Genomic DNA, 21,998 nt, shown 5'->3' with positions numbered 1-21,998 from the left:
ATGCAGAAGGCTGTTCCCGTGGCGCCCCGCGCCACCCACCCGCCCGATCCCGACGGCACCCCCGCGGGCGGCGCGGCGCGCCTCTACGCGGCGATCGCCCGCGGCGCGTTCCGCCGCTTCTCCACCTACCGCGCCGCCACGCTGGCCGGCGCCTTCACCAACACCGTCTTCGGCTTCATCCTCGCCTACACCTTCCTCGCCCTCTGGCAGGCCCGGCCCGGCCTCGGCGGCTACGACCAGAGCGCCGCCGTCACCTACATCTGGGTCAGCCAGGCGCTGCTGGTCACGGTCGCCGTCTGGGGCGGCGGCTTCCAGGACGACGTCCAGGAGCGGTTCCGCAGCGGCGACATCGCCGTCGACCTGTACCGTCCGGTGGACTTCCAGGGCTGGTGGCTGGCCACGGACCTCGGCCGGGCCGCCTTCCACCTGCTCGCCCGCGGCGTCCCGCCGCTGCTGGCCGGCGCCCTGGTCTTCCACACCCGGATGCCCGAGGCCCCGCTGACCTGGGTGTTCTTCCTGATCTCGGTCCTGCTCGCGGTGGTGGTCAGCTTCGGGCTGAGGTTCCTCGTCTCGCTCACCGGCTTCTGGCTGCACGACTCCGAAGGGGTGCGCGCGGTGATGCTGGTGGTGGCGATGTTCTTCTCCGGGATGCTGCTGCCGATCGGGCTCTTCCCCGGAGTGCTCGGCGAGGTCGCCCCCGTGCTGCCCTGGGCCGCGCTGGTGCAGGTGCCGACCGACGTCTTCCTGGAACGGTCGACCGGTACCGGCCTGCTCGGCGCGTTCGGCTTCCAGCTGGCCTGGGCGCTGGTGCTGCTCGCGGCCGGCCGGCTGTTCCAGCTGCTCGCGACGCGCAAGGTGGTGGTCCAGGGTGGCTGAGCCGACCACGTCCCTCCCGGGCGCCGCGGCCACGGACACCGTGATCCGGGAGGCAGTGACCCGGGGTGCCGACCTCGGCGACGTCACCCGCGACACCCCGGCCGCCCGTACGGCGTGGGCGCTGCGCTCCTGGTGGCTCACCGCCGCCATGTGGACCAAGGCGATCATGTCCTACCGGGCGTCCTTCGTCCTGATGCTCGGCGCCAACGTCGTGGTCACCTTCCTCGACTTCGCCGTGGTGATCCTGATGTTCCGGCACACCGACACGCTCGGCGGCTGGACCCTGGCCGAACTCGGCTTCCTCTACGGCACCTCCACGCTCGCCCTCGGCCTGGCCAACCTGTTCGTCGGCTCCATCGACGCGCTGGGCGAGCGGATCCGGGCCGGCACGCTGGACACCATGCTGGTCCGGCCCGCGCCCGCGCTGGCCCAGCTCTGCGCCGAGCGGTTCTCGCTGCGCCGGCTCGGCCGGCCGCTCCAGGCGGTGGCGGTGCTCGGCTGGGCGGTGGCCGCGCTGGACGTCCACTGGACCTGGGACCGGATCCTGCTGGTGCCCGTCCTGCTGATCTGCGGCACCCTCATCTTCGCGGCCGTCTTCATCGGCTTCGCCAGCCTCCAGTTCTGGTGGGGCGAGGCCAAGGAGCTGCAGAACTCCTTCACCTACGGCGGCGCCACCCTGCTGCACTACCCGCCGACGATCTTCGCCAAGGAGCTCGTCGCCGGCGTCGTCTTCGGCGTGCCGCTGGCGTTCGTCAACTGGCTGCCCGCGTTGCGGATCCTCGACAAGCCCGATCCGCTCGGCCTGCCGACCGCCTTCCAGTTCGCCTCCCCGCTGGCCGCCGCGCTCGGCCTGGCCGCCGCCGGGCTCGCCTGGCGGGCGGGCCTGCGCGCCTACCGCGGCGCCGGCAGCTGAACCAGGCCGCCGGACCGGGCAGTCGATCCCGTCGGCCGAACGCGCCGAACGCGCCGAACGCGCCGGGCCCGGCAGCCGAACCCCACCCCCGTTCTGAGGACATCCCATGGCACTGATCGAACTCGACGACGTCCGCCGCACCTTCACCGTCCGCGCCAAGGTCGGCCGGCTCCGGCGGGAGAAGCGCGAGGTGCGCGCCGTCGACGGGCTGAGCTTCACCGTCCGGGCCGGCGAGTGCGTCGGCTACATCGGCCCCAACGGCGCCGGCAAGTCCACCACCATCAAGATGCTCACCGGCATCCTCGTCCCCACCGCCGGGCGGCTGCGCGTCGCCGGCGTCGACCCGGCCCGCGAGCGGGTCGCCCTGGCCCGCCGGATCGGCGTCGTCTTCGGACAGCGCACCACCCTCTGGTGGGACCTCCCGCTGCGCGACTCCTACGAACTCGCCCGCCGGATCTACCGCATCCCCGAGCACCGATATCGGGCCAACCTGGAACGCTGCGTCGAACTGCTCGACCTCGGGGCGCTGCTCGACACCCCCGTCCGGCAGCTCTCGCTCGGTCAGCGGATGCGCGGCGACCTCGCCGCCGCCCTGCTGCACGACCCGCAGGTGCTCTACCTCGACGAGCCCACCATCGGCCTGGACGTGGTCAGCAAGGGCAAGGTCCGCGAGTTCCTCCGCGAGGTCAACCGCGACCGGGGCACCACCGTGCTGCTCACCACCCACGACCTCACCGACATCGAGCAGCTCTGCGACCGGGTCATGGTCATCGACCACGGCCGGGTGGTGTACGACGGCGGGCTGGACGGGCTGCACGCGGCCGGCGAGAGCGAGCGGACCCTGGTGGTCGACCTCGCCGAGGCCCGTCCGCCGATCGAGGTGGCGGGGGCCCGGGTGGTGCGGGTCGAGGGCCCGCGCCAGTGGCTGGCCTTCCCGGCGCAGCAGAGCGCGGCCCCGATCGTCGCCGCCGTGGCCGAGCGGTACCCGCTGGTCGACCTGTCGGTGCGCGAGCCGGCCATCGAGGACGTGATCGCCCGGATGTACGCGGAGGTCGCGATCGGCTGACCGTGACGGGACCGGCCCGTGGGCCTCCCCACGGGCCGGTTCGCGGGCCGGTTCGCGGGGCGGTCACCGGGGGCGGGCGTTCGACCGTACGTTCGCCACCCGTGCGCGCGTTCCTCTCCCGTCACCTGTCCGGGTGGCGGTCGTGACTCCGTGCCGCACAGCCGAGTTGACCTTGCATCGCCGGGCGGACCGTGGTCCGCCCGGCGCATGCTCGGCGATTAGCGCACCGGAGGGGCAGCGCCCGATGACCGTACCCGACGTGACCGTGGTGATCGCGGTCTACAACACCATGCCGTACCTGATCGCCTGCCTGGACTCGTTGGTCCGGCAGACCATCGGGCACGTGCGCATGGAGGTGGTCGCGGTCGACGACGGTTCGACGGACGGCGGAGGCGCCGTGCTCGACGACTACGCGGCCCGCCACCCCGGGCTGTTCCAGGTCGTCCACCAGGCCAACTCCGGCGGCCCGGCGGCCCCGACCAACCGCGGTCTGGCGCTGGCCCGCGGCCGGTACGTGCTCTTCCTCGGCGCCGACGACTGGCTCGGCGGCGAGGCGCTGGAGCGGATGGTGGCCGCCGCGGACGACTGGGAGTCGGACGTGCTGATCCCCAAGCAGATCGGGGTCAACGGGCGGCTGGTGCCGCAGGGCATCTTCGGCGGGACCTCCCCCTCGGTCGGCTTCGAGGACTCCGCGCTGGCCTGGGCGCTCGCCGACACCAAGCTCTTCCGGCTGGACCTGATCCGGCGCCACAACCTGGCCCGCAAGGAGGAGCTCAAGGTCTACTCCGACCAGCCCTTCACCCTCGCCGCGTGCCTGCGGGCCCGCCGGATCTCCGTCCTCGCCGACTACGACTACTACTTCCTGGTGCTGCGCGAGGACCGGGGCAACGTCACCCAGCGGGCCGGCGCGCTGGACCGGATCCGCGGCGTCGCGGCGGTGCAGTGGGTGGCGGCCGAGCTCGCCGCCCCCGGCGGCCAGCTGGACGCGATCAAGGCGCGGCACTTCGGCTGGGAGGTCCCGCAGCTGCTGCAGGAGGACTTCCTGCGGCTCGACGAGGGGCTGCAGGGCGAGATCTGCGGCGGCGTGGGCGAACTGGTCCGGCAGTTCGGCGCCCGCGAGGTGTACCACCGGATCACCGTCTCCGACCGGCTGCGCCTCGAACTCGCCGCCGCCGGCCGGGTGGACGCGGTCCGAGAGCTGATCGCGTACGAGGCGGAGCACGGCGATCCGCCGGTGGTGGCGGACGGGCGGCAGCGCTACGCCGGGTACCCGGCGTTCCGGGACGGCGGTCCGGGCCTGCCGGACGACCTGTTCCTGCTCGGGGAGGAGCCCGCGCCCGACGAGGCGCCGCAGCTCCGGCTCGTGCAGCAGCTCTGGCGCGGCGCCGTACCGGTCCAGGTGCGCCGCCGGCTTCGCCGCTACCCGGCCTGGCGCCGGTTCGCCGAGTCGGTGGCCGCCCCGGCCGCGGACCGGCCGGAAGGGGGACGGGGATGAGCCCGCTGGACATCCGCCCGACGGCCGGCGTGCCGCTCGACATCTGCGTGGTCGGCCTCGGCAAGCTCGGGCTGCCGCTCGCCGTCCAGTTCGCCGCCATGGGGCACCGGGTGACCGGAGCCGACGTCGCCCCACCGGTCGTCGAGGCCGTGAACCTGGGCAGGCCCCCGTTCCCCCGCGAGGCGGGGCTGGACGAGGCGCTCAAGCGGGTGGTGGCCGAGGGCCGGCTGTCCGCCACCACCGACACCACCGCCGCGGTCGCCCGGTCGGAGGCCGTCGTCCTGGTGGTCCCGCTGGTCACCACCGCCGAGGGCGAGCCGGACTTCACGCTGCTGGACGCGGCCACGGACGCCGTCGCCGCCGGGCTGCGCCGGGGCACCCTGGTCAGCTACGAGACCACCCTGCCGGTGGGCGTGACCCGGGGCCGCTGGGCGCCGCGCCTGGCCGCCGGATCGGGGCTGGTCCCGGGTCGGGACTTCGCGCTGGTGTTCAGCCCCGAGCGGGTCCGCACCGGCCGGGTCTTCGCGGACCTGCGCCGCTACCCCAAGCTGGTCGGCGGGATCGACCCGGCCGCCACCCGGCGCGGCGCCGAGTTCTACCGGGCGGTGCTGGACTTCGACCCGCGCCCCGACCTGGCCCGGCCCAACGGCGTCTGGGAGCTGGAGTCGGCCGAGGCCGCCGAGTTCGCCAAGCTCGCCGAGACGACCTACCGGGACGTCAACATCGCGCTCGCCAACCAGTTCGCCCGGTACGCGGACCGGGTCGGGGTGGACTTCGCGGCCGTCGCCGACGCCTGCAACTCCCAGCCGTTCAGCCATCTGCACCGGCCGGGTGTCGCGGTCGGCGGGCACTGCATCCCGGTGTACCCGCGGCTCTACCTGTGGAACGACCCCTCGGCGACGGTGGTCCGGGCGGCGCGGGCGGCCAATCTGGAGATGCCGGAGTACGCGGTCGGCGTGCTGGACGGCGCGCTGGCCGCGGGTGGGGCCGCGGGTGGGGCCGCGGGTGGGGGTGCGGGCGCGCGGCCGGGCGGCGAGGCGGGCGGCGGCGCGGCGCCGGGCGTCGGCGGGGTGGCCGGACAGGGGGTGCTGGTGCTCGGCGCGGCCTACCGGGGCGGCGTCAAGGAGACGGCGTACTCGGGGGTGTTCCCGCTGGTCGAGGCGTTGCGGGCGGCCGGCGCCCACCCGTACGTGTCCGATCCGCTGTACCGGGCGGAGGAGCTGGCCGCGCTCGGTCTGCCTCCCCACGAGGGCGAACCGGTGGTGGCGGCGGTGCTCCAGGCCGACCACCCCGAGTACCGCGAGCTGGCGCCCGCCGACCTGCCGGGCGTCCGGGTGCTGCTGGACGGGCGGCGGTGCACCGATCCGGACCGGTGGGCCGTGGGCGGAGTGCGCCGGATCGTCCTCGGGGGCGCGTGACGAGCTCCCGAGCAGGGGGGTCGCACCACGGACCCGGCGCACGTTTACCGGGCACGCCGTCCGCTCGCGCCGGGTAACGGGCAGACTGGCGGGGTGAGCGACGAAGCCTTGAGCGGGACGGGCCCCGGGGTCCGGTTCACCGCGGCCGACGAAGAGAAGACACGCGGCGTCCGCCGGATGAAGACCATCGCGACCGGCCTGCTGGCCTTCGCGACCCTGGTCTTCGCCCTGGCGACCTGGGCGGAGTCGGCCGGCGCCGGCGCCTGGGCCGGGTACGTGGCGGCCGCCGCCGAGGCGGGCATGGTCGGCGCGCTGGCCGACTGGTTCGCCGTGACCGCGCTGTTCCGGCGGCCGTTCGGCCTGCCGATCCCGCACACCGCGATCATCCCGACCAAGAAGGACGCGTTCGGCCGCTCGCTCGGCGACTTCGTCGGAGAGAACTTCCTCTCCGGCCAGGTCGTGCGCGGCCGGCTCGCGGCGCTCGGCATCGCCCGCAGGCTCGGGGAGTGGCTGGCCGCCCCCGGCAGCGCCGAGCGGGTCACCAAGGAGGCCTCGGCGGCGCTGCGCGGCGTGCTCGCGGTGCTCCGCGACGACGACGTGCAGGCGGTCGTCGCCGAGGCGGTGACCAGACGCGCGGCGGCCACCTCGGTCGCCGAGCCCGCCGGCCGGATGCTCGGCAAGGTGGTCGCGGACGGCGGGCACCACGGGGTGGTCGACCTGATCGCGGTCCGGGCGCACGACTGGCTGGCCGAGAACCACGCCGAGGTGGTCGACCGGGTGACCCAGAAGACCCCCGGCTGGACGCCGAAGTTCATCGACCATCAGGTCGGCGAGCGGGTCTACAAGGAGCTGATGCGGTTCGTCACCGACATCCGGGACGACCAGGAGCATCCGGCGCGCGGCGCGATCGACAACTTCCTCGCCGACTTCGCCACCGAGCTGCAGACCGACCCGGAGACCATCGCCCGGGTCGAGCGGGCCAAGGCCGACCTGCTGGCCCGCCCCGAGGTCCAGGACCTGATCGCCTCCACCTGGGCCGCCGTCCGCTCGCTGGTGATGAACGCCGCCGAGGACGAGGAGAGCGAGCTGCGCCGGCGCATCCGCGAGGGCGTGCGGACCTTCGGTGCGCGCCTCGCGACGGACGCGAAGCTCCAGGCCAAGGTGGACGGCTGGCTCCAGGACGCCGCCCAGTACCTGGTCGACACCTACCGGACCGAGATCACGTCGATCATCTCCGAGACGGTGGCGGGCTGGGACGCGGACGACGCCTCCCGCAAGATCGAGGCGAACGTCGGCCGGGACCTCCAGTTCATCCGGATCAACGGCACGGTGGTCGGCGCCCTGGCCGGCCTGGTGATCCACACGGCCGCGGTGGCCCTCGGCGGGTGAGCCGGGCGCGGCGTCCGACGGCGCGCGGGGTGGCGGGGCGGCTCGCCGTCGCCCGGGCGGGCCGGCCGCCGCGCCCCGCCGGGCCCGGCGGGGGAAGCCTGCCGGGCACCCGCCGCGGTGCTCTGCCTATCCTTGCGTGCACCGCTTGATACACGCGTAGAGGAAGAAGGGCACCACCGTGGTCCAGCCGGACGGAAGTCGGATCGGAACCCCCAGCAACACGGGCGGAGGACGCTCGATCGAAGCGTTCATCGCCGGAATGCCCAAGGCGGAGCTGCACGTCCACCACGTCGGGTCGGCCTCGCCGCGCGTGGTCGCCGAGCTGGCCGCCCGCCACCGCGGCCAGGCGAAGGTGCCGACCGACCCCGAGGCCCTCGCCGAGTACTTCACCTTCACCGACTTCGCGCACTTCATCGAGGTCTACCTGAGCGTCGTGGACCTGATCCGCGACGCCGAGGACGTCCGCGCCCTGACCTACGGCGTCGCCGAGGACATGGCCCGGCAGAACATCCGGTACGCCGAGCTGACCGTCACCCCGTACTCCTCGGTCAGCCGGGGCATCCCCGACGTCGCCTTCATGGAGGCCATCGAGGACGCCCGGGTGCGCGCCGAGAAGGACCTCGGCGTGGTGCTCCGCTGGTGCTTCGACATCCCCGGCGAGGCCGGTCTGGCCGCCGCCGAGGAGACCGCCCGGCTCGCTGTCGACCTGGCCCCCGAGGGCCTGGTCAGCTTCGGCCTCGGCGGCCCGGAGATCGGGGTGCCGCGCCCTCAGTTCAAGCCGTACTTCGACCGGGCGCGCGCGGCCGGCCTGCGCAGCGTCCCGCACGCGGGGGAGACCACCGGTCCGGAGACGGTGTGGGACGCGCTGCGGGAGCTCGGCGCCGAGCGGATCGGCCACGGCACCCAGGCGGTCGGGGACCAGGCGCTGCTCGACCACCTCGGCGAGCACCGGATCGCGCTGGAGGTCTGCCCGACCTCCAACATCGCCACCCGGGCGGTGGCGCGGATCGAGGAGCACCCGATCAGGCGGATGGTCGACGCGGGCCTGCTGGTCACCGTCAACAGCGACGACCCGCCGATGTTCGGCACCGACCTGAACACGGAGTACGCGGTGGCGGCCCGGCTGCTCGGACTGGACGAGGGAGGGGTCGCCGGGCTGGCGCGGAACGCGGTGGAGGCCTCCTTCCTGGACCCGGCCGGCAAGGCCCGGCTGACCGGTGAGATCGACTCCTACCTGGCGGGCTGGCGCCGGGGCTGACCCGCGCGCCCCCGCTCTCCGAGGCCCCGCCGGCGACCCGCCGGCGGGGCCTTCCGCGTCGTCACCCTCCCCGGTGGACGGTGAATGGTGCCACGGAGTGGCGCCAAAACACCTCGACATGGCGCCATTGATGTGCCATTCTCGTGCCATGGACCTCACGCCGTACGTCGACAACCTCCGGCGCGAGCTCGCCGCCGCCGCGGGTGCGGGCGGGGACGAAGCCCGGGCTCTGGCCGAGCGCCTGACCCTGCCGCTGGAGTCGGCCGCCCGGCTCACCCTGCTCCACGCCCTCTCCGCCGCCATGGGGGAGGTCACCCGGGAGCTGGCGCCGGGCTCGGTGGACGTCCGGCTGCGCGGACTGGACCCGGAGTTCGTCGTGACGGCGCCGTCGGCGGCGGAGCCCTTCCACGGGCCCGGGCCGGAGGGGCCGCTTCCGCCCGTGCCGCCGGCCGTCGCGGCCGGGGGTCCGTCCGGCGCCGCGGCGCCGGATCCGGCAGACGACGCCGGCACCGCCCGGATCAACTTCCGGCTCCCGGCCCACCTCAAGGCCCGGGTGGAGGAGGCCGCCGGACAGGAGGCCCTCTCGGTCAACGCCTGGCTGGTGCGGGCCGTCGCCGCCGCGCTGGAGCCGGGGCGGCCGGCCCGGCCCGAGGGGCAGAGCCGGCGCGACACCGGCCAGGCCTTCACCGGCTGGGTCCGCTAGCCGCCGGCCGCCAACCGCGGGCCGCCGGCGGTCCGTCACCCACCACCGGTCCACCCGCCGTCACCCGTCACCCGCCATCCATCACCCGCCGCCCGCCGCCGGCCGCCCGTCACCGGTCCACGCGTCGCCGTCGCCCGGCGCTGCCCGGTGCTGCCCGGTGCCGGCGTCGAGTCGGCCCGCAGCGTCGTCCGGACCGTCGAACCGGTCCGTGACCGGGTCGCCCCACCGGACCGCCGTGGGCGACCGCACGATCCGACCGTCCTGACCCGCCGCCACCGTCCCTGATGCGGAGAGAGCGTGACCGCCATGCCCTTAACGTCCACCGAGTCCGCGCCGCCCCCCGCGATCGCCGCGGTCGGCCTGACCAAGGCCTACGGAGGGAGGACCGTCCTCGACGGCATCGACCTGACCGTGCCGGAGGGCACCGTGTTCGCCCTGCTCGGGCCGAACGGCGCCGGCAAGACCACCGTGGTGGAGATCCTCTCCACCCTCGTCCCGGCCGACGCCGGGGCCGTCCGGGTGGCCGGCCACGACCTGGTCCGGGAGTCCGACGGGGTCCGCGCCGCGATCGGTGTCACCGGCCAGTTCTCGGCGGTGGACAACCTGCTCACGGCCGAGGAGAACCTGCTGCTGATGGCCGACCTGCACCACCTCCGCCGTCGGGAGGGGCGGGGGCGGGCGGCCGGGCTGTTGCGGCGCTTCGACCTCACGGAGGTGGCCGGGAAGCCGGTCGCCACCTTCTCCGGCGGCATGCGCCGCAAGCTCGACCTCGCCATGACCCTGGTCGGCGACCCCCGGATCATCTTCCTCGACGAGCCGACCACCGGGCTCGACCCGCGCAGTCGCCGGACCATGTGGGAGCTGATCGAGGGGCTGGTCCAGGAGCAGGGGGTCACCGTCCTCCTGACCACCCAGTACCTGGAGGAGGCCGACCGGCTCGCCGGTCGGATCGCCCTCCTCGACGGCGGTCGGATCGTCGCCGAGGGCACCGCCGAGGAGCTCAAGCGGCGCATCCCCGGCGGCCACCTGCGCCTGCGCTTCGCGGCCCCGTCCGACCTCAGGGCGGCAGCGGCCCTGTTCGACTACGCCAGCCCCGACGCCGAGGCGCTCACGCTCTCGATCCCCGGTGACAACTCGGTCGTCACGGTGAAGGCCGTCCTCGACATCCTGGACAGCGCCTCCGTCCGCGCCGAGTCGCTCACCGTCCACACCCCCGACCTCGACGACGTGTTCCTCACCCTCACCGCGGAGGGCGCCCGATGAGCACGACCTCCTACGCCGTCAGCGACTCCCTGACGATGCTGCGGCGCAACCTCAAGCACGCGCGGCGGTACCCGTCGCTGACCTTCGCGGTCGTGCTGATGCCGGTGATGATGCTGCTGCTCTTCAACTACGCCTACGGCGGTGCGCTGGGCGTCGGCATCGGCGGCGGCGAGTACATCGACTACGTGACGCCCGGCATCGTGCTGATGGCGGCGACGTCCGGGGCGCTGGTGACGGCGGTCGGCGTCTGTGTCGACAAGACCGAGGGCATCGTCAACCGGTTCCGGACGATGGCGATCTCGCGGGCGGCGTTCCTGACCGGGCACGTGGTCGGCAGCCTGATCCAGACCGTGCTGGGCCTGCTGCTCGTCCTCGCCGCCGCCTTCGCGATGGGCTTCCGGCCCGACGCCACCCCGGTGGAGTGGCTGGCCGCGGGCGGACTGCTGGTCTTCGTCATCCTCGCCCTGACCTGGTTGGCGGCCGGGATCGGTCTGGTCGCCAAGACGCCCGAGAGCGCGAGCAACCTGCCGATGCCGCTCCAGTTCCTGCCTTTCGTGGGCAGCGCCATCGTCCCGCCGGAGTCGATGCCCGCGGCCCTGCGGTGGTTCGCCGAGTACCAGCCGTTCACCCCGGTCATCGAGACCCTGAGGGGTCTGCTGATGGGTACCGCCATCGGTGCGAGCGCGCTCGTCGCCCTGGCCTGGTGCGTCGCCCTCACCGGGGTCGGCTACCTCTGGGCGCGCGCCACCTTCCGCCGGCCGCCGAGGCGGTAGCGCGGCCCCGGCGGTGCCCGGCCGGGTCCGGAGCGGCCGGGTCGGGAGCGGCCGGGCCCGGTGCCGCTTCGCCGGCGGGCCGGCCCGGGCGTCAGCGCGGGAGGCGGAGGGCGAGTCCGTCGAGGATGATCTCCAGGCCGTAGTCGAACTTGGCGTCGCGCATCTCGGTGGGGTCCGTGATGGCGGCGGTGGCCGCGGCGGCGGCGTAGGAGTCGGAGAGGAGGTCGTGGCCGGCCACGGCCTTCTGGGCGGTGGGCATCAGCCGGGCGACGAACTCGGCCTCGCTCTCGCCGCTGCGGGCCACCGCGGTCAGCCAGGCGGCCTCGGTGGTGCTCATGCCGATGACGTAGGCGAGGACGGTGTCCAGGCCGCGCGAGGCGTCGGGGAAGCCGGCCGAGGTGAAGAGCTCGGCGAGCCGTTCGGAGACGGCGACCAGGTTGGGGCCGAGGTAGGCGAGTCCGGCCTGGCCCAGGACGGACGCCAGCCAGCGGTGGCGCAGCGTGGCGGACCGGAAGGACCCGCAGGTCTCGATGACGGCGGCCCGCCATTCGGCGGGGTCGGTGGCCGGCACGGTGATCTCGCCGAAGACCTCGTCCACGGCGAGTTCCATCAGCTCGTCCTTGGTGGCGACGTGCCGGTAGAGGGAGGTCGCGCCCGCGTTGAGGCGGGCGCCGAGCTTGCGCATGGAGAGCGCCTCGATGCCGTCGGCGTCCAGCATGGTGATCGCCTCGCGGACGATCACGGCTCGGCTGAGCGCCGGCTGTTCGGGTTCGCGCTGCTGGCGGGCCCATACGGACGGGATCGGATTCGTCTTCGCGGCCATCGGCCGGTCCTCCCTCGGTGGGTCGGCGAGTTGTCCCTGCGTACACCGTGCGCATTCAGCGTACAGGGTTCGAACACTGCACACGGCGTTCGCAATTGCGCACGGCGTTAAAGGGTTGCGCACACCGTTCCATGATGCGTACAGTGTGCGCAACGGCGGAACAATGTACGCACCTCGGAGGGGAACATCCATGGAAGCCCGCAACCCACGTCGCTGGTGGATCCTGATCGTGCTGTGCCTCAGCACGCTCGTCCTGGTGGTCGACAGCATGGCGCTGACGGTGGCGGTGCCGTCGATGACCGAGGACCTGAAGGCCACCGCGCAGGACACGCAGTGGATCCTCGACTCCTACATCCTGGTCTTCGCGGGCCTGCTGCTGACCTCCGGAAGCCTGGGGGACCGGTTCGGCAGGCGGAAGGTGATGATCATCGGACTGCTGCTCTTCGGAGCGGCGTCGCTGGCGGCGACGCTCTGCAGCAACCCGGGTGAGGTCATCGCGAGCCGGGTGGCCATGGGTGTGGGTGGCGCGCTGATCATGCCGTCGACGCTGTCGATCCTGATCACGGTGTTCGAGGAGGACGAGCGCGGCAAGGCGATGGCGGCCTGGGGTTCCGTCTCCATGCTGGGCCTGGTCGGTAGCCCGGTGCTCGGTGGCGTGCTGATCGACCACTTCTCGTGGCACTCGATCTTCTTCATCAACGTGCCCGTCGTCGTGCTCGCCATCACCGCCGCGCTGGTCCTGATGCCGGAGTCCAGGGGCCCGTGGCAGAAGCCGGACCCGCTGGGCGCGGTGCTGTCGGCGGTCGGCATGACCGCGATGATCTGGTGGATCATCGAGATCCCGAAGCACGGCGCGTTTGGCGGCACCTCGCTGGTGACCCTCGCGGTCGCGGTCCTGGCGCTCGGCGGGTTCGTGGTCTGGCAGAACGTGGCGGCGGAGCCGATGGTGCCGCTGATGCTCTTCAAGAAGCGCAACTTCAGTGGTGGTTCGCTCTCCCTGACGCTGGTCCAGATCGGCAACGGCGGTCTGCTGCTGGTCCTCACCCAGTACCTCCAGTTCGTGCTGGACTACTCGCCGGTCAAGGCGGGCCTGGCCTTCGTGCCGATGGCGATCGCGGCCCTGGTCGGCAACGGCCTGGGCGCCGGTCTGGCGGCGAAGATCGGCAACCGGATGCTGGTGCTGGTCGGCATGCTGATGATGGCCGGGGCGTTCGTCCTGTTCAGCACGGTGGACGCGGCGACCGGGTTCGCCGTCCCGGCGACCGCCCTGGGGATCCTGGGGTTCGGCGCCGGTCTGGCGATGCCGGCCGCGGTCGGTGCGCTGATGGGCGAGATCCCGGCGGACAAGGCGGGCGTCGGCTCCGCGCTGAACGACACCATCCAGCAGGCGGGTACGGCGCTGGGCATCGCGATCCTCGGGTCGATGCTGGCCGGCGGCTACGCGGACAGGATGCCGAAGGGCTCCTCGGAGCAGGCGAAGCAGTCGATCGTCGGCGCCCTGGCCGAGGCCAAGGGGGACGCGGGCCTGGCGCACGCCGCCCGGGAGGCCTTCACCTCCGCCATGTCGACCACCTTCACGGTGAGCGCGGTGGGCGTGCTGGCGGCGGCCCTGGTGGCGACGATCGTGATGCGGGACAAGAAGACGGCCGAGCAGGCTCCGGCGGAGGACGCGGCCGAGCTGGCGGCCTGACCCCGCAGGAACCCGGGCCCGCAGGAACCCGGGCCCGCAGGAACCCGGGCCCGCAGGAACCCGGGCCCGCAGGAACCCGGGCCCGCAGGACGAAGGCCGAGGGCCGGCACCCGGAAGATCGGGTGACCGGCCCTCGGCCTTCTCCGTGCGGTGGTGCCGGGTCAGTTGACCGTGAGGTAGTCGACCCGGTCGTTCCAGCTGCCGCCGTAGGGGTAGCCCTGGGCGGAGAGGTCGTAGCAGCCCCATCCGAGGTAGAGCGACGGGTCCGGCTGGAGGGCGCGGTCGTCGTAGAGGGTCGCGCCGCTCGCGTTGTAGGCGCAGGCGGAGCTGGCCCGGTCCCGGAAACCCCAGTCGGACAGGTACTTGGTGCCGAACTGCGACCAGCGCAGGGCGGCACCCGTGTAGTTGGAGTGCTCCCAGATGCAGACCCAGCCCGAGGAGCAGTCCGCGTCGGTCAGTGAGGCTCCGGCGGCAGGCGCCTTCCGCGAGGTCTCGGCCGAAGCGGGATCGATGGTGGCGAGTGCCTGGTCGGCCTCGGCGATGCTGTCGTGGCAGTAGACGGCACCACCGGTCACCTCGGTGCAGACGCGGGCGCCGCCCCAACCCTGGGAAAGGTCGATCTTCTTGCCTCTATAGGTGGCGATCACGGGCTTGGACGGCCTTGCGTCCGTCGGATCCGCGGACTGCCTGACGTCGGTGGCCTGCGCAGACGCGTCTGCGGGTGCGGCCACGGCCGTCGGAGCCGCCAGCGCGAGTGCGCCGGCGACCGTGGTGACGGCAGCGAGCGTGCGGAATGTACGCACGGTCAACTTCCCCCCTGCTCGGTTGTGTCGGTTCGGTGCTGACACGACCCAACGCGGGATTCGCCGATCACACAATAGCTGCAGCGCAGTCCGGTCAATGGCTGACCGAATCGACTCAGGGGGTTGCTTCCTGGGGTGCTGCCTCACCGGGGGTGTCCACGATGCCCCAGGCGACGAGGGCCGCGGAGTCCACCTCGTCCCCGGATTTGCCCCACGGGCCGTCCTTGATCAGGACCGTGCGGGTACCGAGCAGACGCATCGTCTGGCGGTCGAAGATCCACTCGAAGCGTTCGCCGTTGTGGACGCGGGCCACGGCCACCCCGCGGCGGCCGGCGGCGTCGACGGCGTCGTCGACCGCCACCACACCGGGGATGCGGGCCGCCGCACGGTAGAGGGCGGCGCTCAGTCGCGGCGGCACGACCGTGCTGCGCAGGAGGTCGCCGATCGCGACGAAGGACTCCTGGTCGGGACCGGTGGTCGAGTCGGAACCGCGTCCGTGATCGCGCACGGCGTCGGCGTGGATCTTCCTGAGCAGCAACTCGGGGTCGGTCGGAAGGGTGGCCAGCAGGCGGTAGGAGGAGGACGTCAGGAGGGAGCCGTCGAGGGCGGAGAGCGGTTCGTCGGCGCCGGCGTGACGGGTCAGCCCGGGCCGGCTGCCGTCGACGGAGGCCCACTTCTCGGCTTCGGTGGTGGTGGTGCCGCGCCGCATCGTGCCGTCGGCGGACTCGCTGAGCGAGGTGGAGTGGCTGACGGTCCTGAGGTAGGTGTACTGGGCGTCCCGGACCGAGGGCTCGGGGCCGGACCAGGCGACCCGGGCGGCCCGGTCGAGGAGTTCCACGGAGGCCGCGGTGGCGGGGGGCGTCCGGTTCGCCGAGGCTCCGGTGCCCTGGGTGAGGGTCACCGCCATGAGGGTGGCGGCGGTGCCGACGGCGGCCACCAGGGCGAGGCCCCGCCAGCGGGAGGTCAGGGCGGCGAAGGGACGTGACCGGTCGAACTCGTCCAGCAGGAACTCGCGGCGGGCGGCCATCTGGTCGAGGGACGGGACCGGATGCGGGGGCGGGGGCAACAGGCGGGCCAGTTCGCGGCGCTCGCCGTGCTCGTCCCACCTGTCGTGGTCGGTGGATGCGGTGTTCATGGCCGGCTCTCCTGGTGGTGCCCCACGGGCTGACGGCTGGCGGCGAGGTGGTGGGCGCGGTCGTGCGGTGGCTCCGGCGGGTCCTCGGTGTCGACGATCCGGCGCAGCTTGTCCCGCACGCGGGAGAGTCGGGAGCGGACGGTGCCCACGGGTATGCCCAGGGCGCGGGCGGCCTCCGCGTAGCCCAGCCCGGACCAGACGACGAGGGTGAACACCTCGCGCTCGGGGGCGCCCAGCTGGTCGAGGGCGCGCACGGCGGCGGCGGCCGTGTTGGCGTCCGTGATCCGGCCGACCACCTCGTCGGCGAAGTCGGGGATCGGGTCGCGGCGGGGGAGGCGGGACATCGCCTCGCGGTGACGGCGCGCGGTGCGGGCCGTGTTGCGCAGGACGTTGGTGGCGATCGCCAGCAGCCAGGCACGGGGGTGCAGGACCTCGTCGCGGAGCTTCTTCCGCAGCCGCCAGGCTTCGAGGAAGGTCAGGGAGACGATGTCGTCCGCGAGGTCGCGGTCCCCGGTGGATCTGTAGGCGTGCGCGAAGACCGTGCGCGCGTGCTGATCGTAGAGCTCGGCGAAGACCTGGCGGTCGCCGGGCTGCGCCTGCTTACTGGACAAGGAGGACTCCACGCAGATCTGGTGTCCGCAGCGGGGGAGTGGTTCCAGGGAATGTTGAGGAGATGTGGACGACCGGTGCCTCCCGGGAGGCACCGGTCGCGCCGGAGCAGGTCAGACGTCGAACTCGCCGTTGCGGATGCCGGCGAGGAGGTCACGCCACTCGGCGAGGGTCAGCTCGGCTATGGAGGAGGGTTGGAGACTGCTCCGGACGTACACGGCCTCGGAGGTCACCGCCACCTCGGGGCAGTTGGTGGAATCGGCGCACGCAGACGGCCGGGTCCAGGCCAAGGGTTCCATAGCTCAGATTTCCTTCTTGATACGTGACACCAGATCGCGCGAATGTTCAACGGAAAGCGACCGATCGATCATCCGCTCTATGATCTGCCGATAGTTGTCGACCTGCGTGCGCTCGTGGAGAAACACCGGGCCGCCAACGGCATCGAGCTGAACGGTATCGAGGCGGGTGACCGGGCCTTGCGCATGGACGATGGCCTGGCCCGCGCCTTTGAAGCCATCCGCTTCAAAGGGGACCACTCGGACGGTCACGTGCGAGAGGTGGGAGAACTCAAGGATCCTTCCCAGCTGTCGCCGAGCGACCTCGCGTCCTCCGAATCGCATCCTGAGTGCGGCCTCGTGGACCACCGCTGTGTACGGGTGTGCATCCGGTTCCATGAGGATCTCGGAGCGGCGCAGACGGTTCTCCACCCGAGACTCCAAGAGGCGTGGCCTCAGCGGCGGATACGCCTCCTGGAAGATTGCCCTGCTGTACTCCTCGGTCTGCATGGCACCCGGAGGATGGCACACCTGGTAAGTCATCATGCCCTGGGCGAAGTGCTCAAGCTCGGAGGTATCGAGGAACCCGGTCGGCACGGATCCCCGGTACTCCTCCCACCAGCCCTTGTGTCTCTCCCCGGCCATCCGGGCGAGGGCGTCGATGTACTCGGCGTCGCCCTCCTCGTAGTCGGCGGCGAGCGCTCGAACACGATCGGGAGTGACGGGGTAATAGCCCTTCTCGATCTGTGTGATCTTCGTTCGGTCGAGGCCGAATAGGGCGGCAGCTTGGGAGGTCGTGCGGCCGGCGCAGTCTCGCATCTTGCGCAGCTCGATGCCCAACCGTTCCTGCCTGGCCGTCGGGATGGCGCGTGGTGGCATGGGTCAAGCATCTACACGGGTGGTCGATCAGTCCAGCCACAATCTGGTGGCACCTGTTTCCTGAATCTCGTGGCACATGTGAGTCAAAGTGCTCTACAGTCTGTGATGCACCGCTCACCGGACGGATTGTCATCAACGTCCCGGATCAGGGCAGTTGGTACCTGCTGCCCGGGCACCGAAGAGCACTCGTGCGCGGCGTCGCCATCGCCGCCGCGACCTTGCTCACGGCGACGCACCCCGTTCTGGTGTGCCCCACCTGCACCGCTGGGAGACTCCCCATGTGTAACCTCAACTCCCCTTCCCTCGCCATCGCCCGAGCCGCGCTCCGGGACGCCATGGTCCGCAGCGGGTTCCACCCCGAGGCCATCGCCGACGCCGAGCTCGCCCTCGCCGAACTGATCGTCAACGCCTGGCGGCACGGCCGGACCACGTCGCCCGTCGTCCTCGTCCTCGTTCTCGACCGGACGCTCCGCGTCTCGGTCGGCGACGACTCCTCCGACTTCCCCGAACGGCGAACGCCCGCCGGCCTCGCCGAGTGCGGCCGGGGACTCCAGCTCGTCGACGGCCTCACCCACCGCTGGGGGACCGAACCGCAGAAGCGCGGCAAGATCGTCTGGTTCGAACTGGATGCCGCCGCGTGAACCTCCCCACCGTTCCCGAGGGTTGGCCGCCGTGCTCGGGCTGCTGATCCTCGTCATCGCGGCAGCCGTCGTCGGCGCCGTCTGCCAGGTCCGCACCCAGGCCCTCCGTGATCGCCACCACGATCAGGACGCCTCCGCCCCCGAGCGGACCCGCATACCCGATTGACCTGCAGGCCCGCCACGTCCTGGGGCTCGTCCGGTTCACGCGCCCCCGCCGTCGGGCGGGGGCGCGCCGGTCGTTCAGCGGTGGCCGCCGGGTTCGGCGTCCGGGTGTGCCGTCGGATCAGGGGGTCGTGCAGACGGCGTACGCCCTGATGGACTCGTCGACGTTGTTGGTGTTGGTCCCGCGGACGATCCAGGCGCTGCCGCTCGGGTAGGAGTCGGTGAGGAAGATCCTGAAGGCGCTGGTCGTGCCGCCCCCACCGGTGGGCACCTGGCCGGACGGACAGAGCACGGCCGCCGACAGGTTCTGCCCCGGGTGCACGACGACCGAGTCGCCGGTGACCTGCGTGTGCGCGGACAGTAGGGACGCGTCGGCGGCGGCCTGGTTCCCGGGGACGACGACGGTCGGCTTCTCCTTCGGGCGGGCGGCCCCGCGGTCGTCGGCGGTGGCGATCGCGGCGCCTCCGACCAGGATTCCGACGGCGCCGAGCGCAGTCAGGGCGAGGGGGATCGTGCGGGCCATTCCGGCCTCCTGAGGTGTGGGCTTCGACCTGTGCCGACGAGGGCGGTGGCACCCTGCGCCGACTGCGATCAGTACCCGACCCGCTCCCGCCGCCGCCGTCGGGCGCGGCGACCGGCTACCCGAGCGGAGGAACACCGCCCCTCGGCCGGTCTAAGAACCCCTCACACAAGGAGCCACCGGACATGACTGCCCGCCATGTCGCGCTCGCCCCGGCATCGGCGAGGTGTGGGGGCGTGCGACTGCCCCCGAGGTGGTGCGGCGCGAGCTGTGGGAGGTCGAGGACGGGTGTGGGAGCGGATTCGAACCGCCGCCCTTCGAGGTCACGCAATGCCGGCTTTGCGTTCCGTCAGTTCGTAGAGCTCACGGTCCGGAGCCCGAAAGTGCAGGTACCGCTCACGTTCGTTCTCGCCGATCGGCCCTACCTCGACGCCCGCTTCGCGCAGATCCGCCGCCGCAGCGTCGAGATCGTCCACGAGGAAGCCGACGGACCGGGGCGCCCCCATCCCGCCGGGCGAGGCCACGGCGAAGGTCGACCCGTCGGGCAGTTCGAACAAGTCGGCCTCAACGCCGCCCACCTCAACACGGGGCAGGCCCAAGGTGTCGCCGAGGAAGTCGGCCATCTGAGAGCGGTCGGGTGTGGACGTGCCCGCGAAGACGAGGCCGAGGATGCGCATGCCGTCATACTCTCCCAACTCAACTACCCCAACGAATCATTTGGTTGAGCCCTCACAGCCGCCTCGCCGTGGCGGAGGGCTTCGGGCCCACCGCCACGGGCGTCGAACGGCGTCGGCACGTGGAGGCGGGCGGCCGACGGTCCGGCGACACCTGCGCCGCGCGCTTCAGCTCTCCTCCAGCACCGCCCGGATCACGTGCCGGGCGTTGGCCGCCATCAGCGGGTTGGTCTCCCGGTAGTACGGCAGCGCCCCCAGTGCCTGCGCGAGTGTCCGCCCCCTGCCGCGCCGCCAGGTCGCGTCGTCCACGTCGAGCGCCTTGCGGAAGACCTCCCGCCCCTCGGCGGGCAGCAGGTTCCAGGCCGGGAACATGTCGCAGGCCGGATCGCCGACGCCCGCGCACCCGAAGTCGATCACCGCCGTCAGCCGGCCCCCGCCGTCCACCAGCAGGTTGCCCGGCATCAGGTCCGAGTGCAGCCACACCGGCGGCCCGTCCCACACCGGAGCCCGCAGCGCGTCCTCCCAGACGGCGGTCGCGGCGTCGCAGTCGACGCCCTCCTCGGGGAGGCCGCGCAGTTCCTCGATCGCCGACCGGGTCTCGTCGTCGAGCAGCCGGACCGGCCCGCCCCGGTAGGCGGCGGGCCCGCCCGGGAGGGTGATGCTCCGCATCGCCGACACGAACCCGGCCAGGTCCTCGGCCAGCGGGACCGGCGCGGTCAGCGCGCCGGCCTCCGGGTTCCTCCCGTCCAGCCAGCGGTACACCGACCACGCCCACGGATACCCCTCGGCGGGCCCGCCGAGGGCGATCGCCGCCGGGATGGCCGTGGGCAGGAGCGGTGCCAGGCGCGGCAGCCACTCCTGTTCCATCGCGACGTCCACCTCGCCCCAGTCGACGAGCGGCAGCCGGACCACCATGCCGTCGCCCAGCCGGTACATGGCGTTGACCGTGCCGCCGGACGGGAAGCCCCGCACCGGCAGCCCCGCCCACTGCGGGAACCGACCGGCGACCAGCCGCCGTACGAGGTCCTCGTCGATGGCGTGCTGACCGGGGTGCAACTGCCCTGTGCTCATGGGACACCATCCGACCGGCGGGCGGCGACGGGCGTCAACCGCTTTTCCCCCCGCCCCGTCCGGTCCGCCCCGTCCGCCCCGCTCGGTTCTGGGGGCCGGTCAGCGGGTGGCCGGGCCGAGCTCTACGCGAAGCTCCGGCCCGGTGCCCGGGATCGCTCCCACGAGCGGGGGAACCCCGGCGCCCGGGGCCACACCGGCGCCGACACCGGCGCCCGCGACCGGGCCGCACAGCGTCTTGGCCAGGAGCGAGCCGATCGCCTCGCCGCTCGCCGAACTGTCCGTGCCCAGGTACGGGTTGTGCGACAACGCCAGCTGCCGCCGCCCGTCCCCGGTGCCGACCAGCAGGGTGCTCCACCCGGGAAGGCCGCCGTCGTGGCCCCAGGCCGCCTCGCACCCCGGGCCCAGATCGATCCGGAACACACCGAGGCCGTAGCGCATCTCCGGCGTCGAGGTCTCCACCGTGTCCGTGAGCGCGGCCAGTTGGGCCGGCCGCAGCAGCTTCCCGCCGAACAGGGCGGCGTGGAACCGGTTGAGGTCGGCGGTGGTGGAGATGCCGTTGCCGGCCGCGTCCACGACGGTCGTGTTGTACCGGGTGACGTCGGCCGGTCCGGCCGGCATCGCGGCGTAGGCGTGGGCGTGCGGGCCGCCGAGGCCGGTCTCGGATCCCGGGAAGGAGGTGTCCTCCAGGTGCAGGGGCCGGACGATCCGCCGTTCGACCTCGCGCTGCCAGGTGTGGCCGGTGACCTTCCTGATGATCATCCCGGCGAGGACGTAGTTGGTGTTGGAGTAGTGCCAGCCCTGGCCGGGCGCGAAGTACGGCGGGTGCTCGGCGGAGACCGCGGCCAGCTGCTGCGGCCGGTAGTTCCGGTAACGCCACGTCCCGTACACGAAGTCCTGCAGTTCGGCCTCGGTCCTGACCAGGAACCGGTCGTCCTCCGTGAAGTTGAACAGGCCGCTGGTGTGGTTCAGCAGCTGTCGGACGGTGATCGCGCCGCCGTTCGGGACGACGCCCGGCAGGTGGCGCTCGACCGGGTCGTCCAGCCTGATCCGGCCCTCCCCGACGAGCTGGAGCACGACCGTCGACACGAACGACTTGGTCACGCTGCCGATGCGGAACCGGCCGTCCGACCTGGCCGGCTGCCCGTCGGCCAGGTCGGCGGTCCCGGCGGCGCCCCGCCACAGGGGGCGGCCGGCGTCGCGGATCTCCGCGAGCGCGGCGGTCATCCCGCCGTGCTCCACGAGGTACCGCAGTTCCTGCTGTCCGTCGACGCGGGGCCGACGTTCCTGCGCGGACCCGGCAGCGGATCCTGATGCCCCTGCCGCCGCCACCGCTGCGGTAGGAGCGAGCGTGACGACGGTGGCCCCGGCCAGGGCGACGGCTGCGAGCCGCAGCCCCGCCCGGCGTCGCCGGTACGGAGATCGAGCCTGAACGATGGTCATGGTGCCCCGCCCCTTCCGACCCGGCCCCGGGCCGTCCGCACCACGATCGCACCGAACGGAACACCGGCGCGTCGTCCTGAGGGGGTCATCGACCGTGCGTCCCGAGGGCCGGACGCCCGGCC

General features: G+C 72.9%; 23 protein-coding genes. 13 read left to right on the top strand and 10 right to left on the bottom strand.

Annotation, left to right across the window (positions count from 1 at the left end; translation table 11 throughout):
- The 10 genes from PUR56_RS39085 (at window position 1) to PUR56_RS39040 (ending at window position 11,154) form a co-directional block, all read left to right on the top strand.
- The gene (locus PUR56_RS39085) at window positions 1-876 is read left to right on the top strand and encodes an ABC transporter permease (protein ID WP_329883645.1); all 876 of its coding nucleotides are present in this window, start codon (window positions 1-3) and stop codon (window positions 874-876) included.
- A 148-nt stretch (window positions 877-1,024) separates the two neighbouring features.
- The gene (locus PUR56_RS39080; protein ID WP_380358534.1) at window positions 1,025-1,789 is read left to right on the top strand and encodes an ABC transporter permease; all 765 of its coding nucleotides are present in this window, start codon (window positions 1,025-1,027) and stop codon (window positions 1,787-1,789) included.
- Window positions 1,790-1,895: 106 nt separating this feature from the next.
- Window positions 1,896-2,855, top strand: a complete 960-nt coding sequence (locus PUR56_RS39075) for an ABC transporter ATP-binding protein (protein ID WP_329883647.1) — start codon at window positions 1,896-1,898, stop codon at window positions 2,853-2,855.
- 244 nt (window positions 2,856-3,099) lie between these two features.
- The gene (locus tag PUR56_RS39070) at window positions 3,100-4,350 is read left to right on the top strand and encodes a glycosyltransferase family 2 protein (RefSeq protein ID WP_329952472.1); all 1,251 of its coding nucleotides are present in this window, start codon (window positions 3,100-3,102) and stop codon (window positions 4,348-4,350) included.
- Entirely contained in the window at window positions 4,347-5,768 is a 1,422-nt protein-coding gene (locus tag PUR56_RS39065) for a nucleotide sugar dehydrogenase (RefSeq protein ID WP_329952471.1), read from the top strand. The genes PUR56_RS39070 and PUR56_RS39065 overlap by 4 nt, the downstream gene beginning before the upstream one ends.
- Before the next feature lie 93 nt (window positions 5,769-5,861).
- Window positions 5,862-7,157, top strand: a complete 1,296-nt coding sequence (locus PUR56_RS39060) for a DUF445 domain-containing protein (RefSeq protein ID WP_329952470.1) — start codon at window positions 5,862-5,864, stop codon at window positions 7,155-7,157.
- Window positions 7,158-7,395: 238 nt separating this feature from the next.
- Window positions 7,396-8,415 carry an adenosine deaminase gene (locus PUR56_RS39055; protein ID WP_329883754.1) on the top strand — a complete coding sequence of 340 codons (1,020 nt, stop codon included), beginning with the start codon at window positions 7,396-7,398 and terminating at the stop codon, window positions 8,413-8,415.
- 148 nt (window positions 8,416-8,563) lie between these two features.
- Window positions 8,564-9,118: a hypothetical protein gene (locus tag PUR56_RS39050; protein WP_329952469.1), complete on the top strand. Its 555-nt coding sequence runs from the start codon at window positions 8,564-8,566 to the stop codon at window positions 9,116-9,118.
- Window positions 9,119-9,424: 306 nt separating this feature from the next.
- Window positions 9,425-10,381, top strand: coding sequence for an ATP-binding cassette domain-containing protein (locus PUR56_RS39045; RefSeq protein ID WP_329883755.1), 957 nt, complete (start codon window positions 9,425-9,427; stop codon window positions 10,379-10,381).
- Window positions 10,378-11,154: an ABC transporter permease gene (locus tag PUR56_RS39040; protein WP_329952468.1), complete on the top strand. Its 777-nt coding sequence runs from the start codon at window positions 10,378-10,380 to the stop codon at window positions 11,152-11,154. The genes PUR56_RS39045 and PUR56_RS39040 overlap by 4 nt, the downstream gene beginning before the upstream one ends.
- Before the next feature lie 91 nt (window positions 11,155-11,245).
- Here the strand turns inward: PUR56_RS39040 and PUR56_RS39035 are convergent, their stop codons facing one another.
- Window positions 11,246-11,977: a TetR/AcrR family transcriptional regulator gene (locus PUR56_RS39035; RefSeq protein ID WP_329883652.1), complete on the bottom strand. Its 732-nt coding sequence runs from the start codon at window positions 11,975-11,977 to the stop codon at window positions 11,246-11,248.
- A 190-nt stretch (window positions 11,978-12,167) separates the two neighbouring features.
- On the opposite strand from PUR56_RS39035, the gene PUR56_RS39030 reads away from it, so the two are divergent.
- Window positions 12,168-13,667 carry an MFS transporter gene (locus PUR56_RS39030; protein WP_329952467.1) on the top strand — a complete coding sequence of 500 codons (1,500 nt, stop codon included), beginning with the start codon at window positions 12,168-12,170 and terminating at the stop codon, window positions 13,665-13,667.
- Window positions 13,668-13,828: 161 nt separating this feature from the next.
- Here the strand turns inward: PUR56_RS39030 and PUR56_RS39025 are convergent, their stop codons facing one another.
- The 5 genes from PUR56_RS39025 to PUR56_RS39005 all read right to left on the bottom strand — a co-directional run bounded on the left by PUR56_RS39025 (window position 13,829) and on the right by PUR56_RS39005 (window position 17,368).
- Window positions 13,829-14,470, bottom strand: coding sequence for a peptidase inhibitor family I36 protein (locus tag PUR56_RS39025; protein ID WP_329952466.1), 642 nt, complete (start codon window positions 14,468-14,470; stop codon window positions 13,829-13,831).
- 115 nt (window positions 14,471-14,585) lie between these two features.
- A complete protein-coding gene (locus PUR56_RS39020; RefSeq protein ID WP_329952465.1) occupies window positions 14,586-15,605 on the bottom strand; it encodes a CU044_5270 family protein in 1,020 nt (339 codons plus the stop codon).
- The gene (locus tag PUR56_RS39015) at window positions 15,602-16,216 is read right to left on the bottom strand and encodes an RNA polymerase sigma factor (protein WP_329952464.1); all 615 of its coding nucleotides are present in this window, start codon (window positions 16,214-16,216) and stop codon (window positions 15,602-15,604) included. The genes PUR56_RS39020 and PUR56_RS39015 overlap by 4 nt, the downstream gene beginning before the upstream one ends.
- A 111-nt stretch (window positions 16,217-16,327) precedes the next feature.
- Window positions 16,328-16,513 (bottom strand): DUF397 domain-containing protein, encoded by a 186-nt coding sequence (locus PUR56_RS39010; protein ID WP_329952463.1) that lies wholly within the window; start codon window positions 16,511-16,513, stop codon window positions 16,328-16,330.
- A 3-nt stretch (window positions 16,514-16,516) separates the two neighbouring features.
- Window positions 16,517-17,368, bottom strand: a complete 852-nt coding sequence (locus PUR56_RS39005; protein WP_329952462.1) for a helix-turn-helix domain-containing protein — start codon at window positions 17,366-17,368, stop codon at window positions 16,517-16,519.
- Window positions 17,369-17,646: 278 nt separating this feature from the next.
- Between PUR56_RS39005 and PUR56_RS39000 the strand changes: the two genes are divergently transcribed.
- Together PUR56_RS39000 and PUR56_RS38995 are read left to right on the top strand one after the other, a co-directional pair.
- Window positions 17,647-18,009, top strand: coding sequence for an ATP-binding protein (locus PUR56_RS39000; protein WP_329883659.1), 363 nt, complete (start codon window positions 17,647-17,649; stop codon window positions 18,007-18,009).
- 31 nt (window positions 18,010-18,040) lie between these two features.
- Window positions 18,041-18,175 (top strand): hypothetical protein, encoded by a 135-nt coding sequence (locus tag PUR56_RS38995; RefSeq protein WP_329883660.1) that lies wholly within the window; start codon window positions 18,041-18,043, stop codon window positions 18,173-18,175.
- A gap of 117 nt (window positions 18,176-18,292) precedes the next feature.
- On the opposite strand, the gene PUR56_RS38990 is transcribed toward PUR56_RS38995, so the two are convergent.
- From PUR56_RS38990 to PUR56_RS38975, 4 genes are all read right to left on the bottom strand, one after another.
- On the bottom strand, window positions 18,293-18,694 hold the full coding sequence (locus PUR56_RS38990) for a hypothetical protein (RefSeq protein ID WP_329952461.1): 402 nt from the start codon (window positions 18,692-18,694) through the stop codon (window positions 18,293-18,295).
- A 320-nt stretch (window positions 18,695-19,014) separates the two neighbouring features.
- Window positions 19,015-19,368, bottom strand: a complete 354-nt coding sequence (locus tag PUR56_RS38985) for a VOC family protein (RefSeq protein ID WP_329952460.1) — start codon at window positions 19,366-19,368, stop codon at window positions 19,015-19,017.
- A 165-nt stretch (window positions 19,369-19,533) separates the two neighbouring features.
- Window positions 19,534-20,436, bottom strand: coding sequence for an aminoglycoside phosphotransferase family protein (locus PUR56_RS38980; RefSeq protein WP_329952459.1), 903 nt, complete (start codon window positions 20,434-20,436; stop codon window positions 19,534-19,536).
- A 99-nt stretch (window positions 20,437-20,535) separates the two neighbouring features.
- Entirely contained in the window at window positions 20,536-21,876 is a 1,341-nt protein-coding gene (locus tag PUR56_RS38975) for a serine hydrolase domain-containing protein (RefSeq protein ID WP_329952458.1), read from the bottom strand.
- Window positions 21,877-21,998 lie beyond the last annotated feature (122 nt).

Origin of the sequence: Streptomyces sp. BE303, assembly GCF_036290945.1 — a bacterium.
Classification (GTDB): Bacteria; Actinomycetota; Actinomycetes; order Streptomycetales; family Streptomycetaceae; genus Kitasatospora.
Note: the sequence above shows the minus strand (reverse complement) of the source record. Positions and strands in the feature narration are given on the sequence as shown.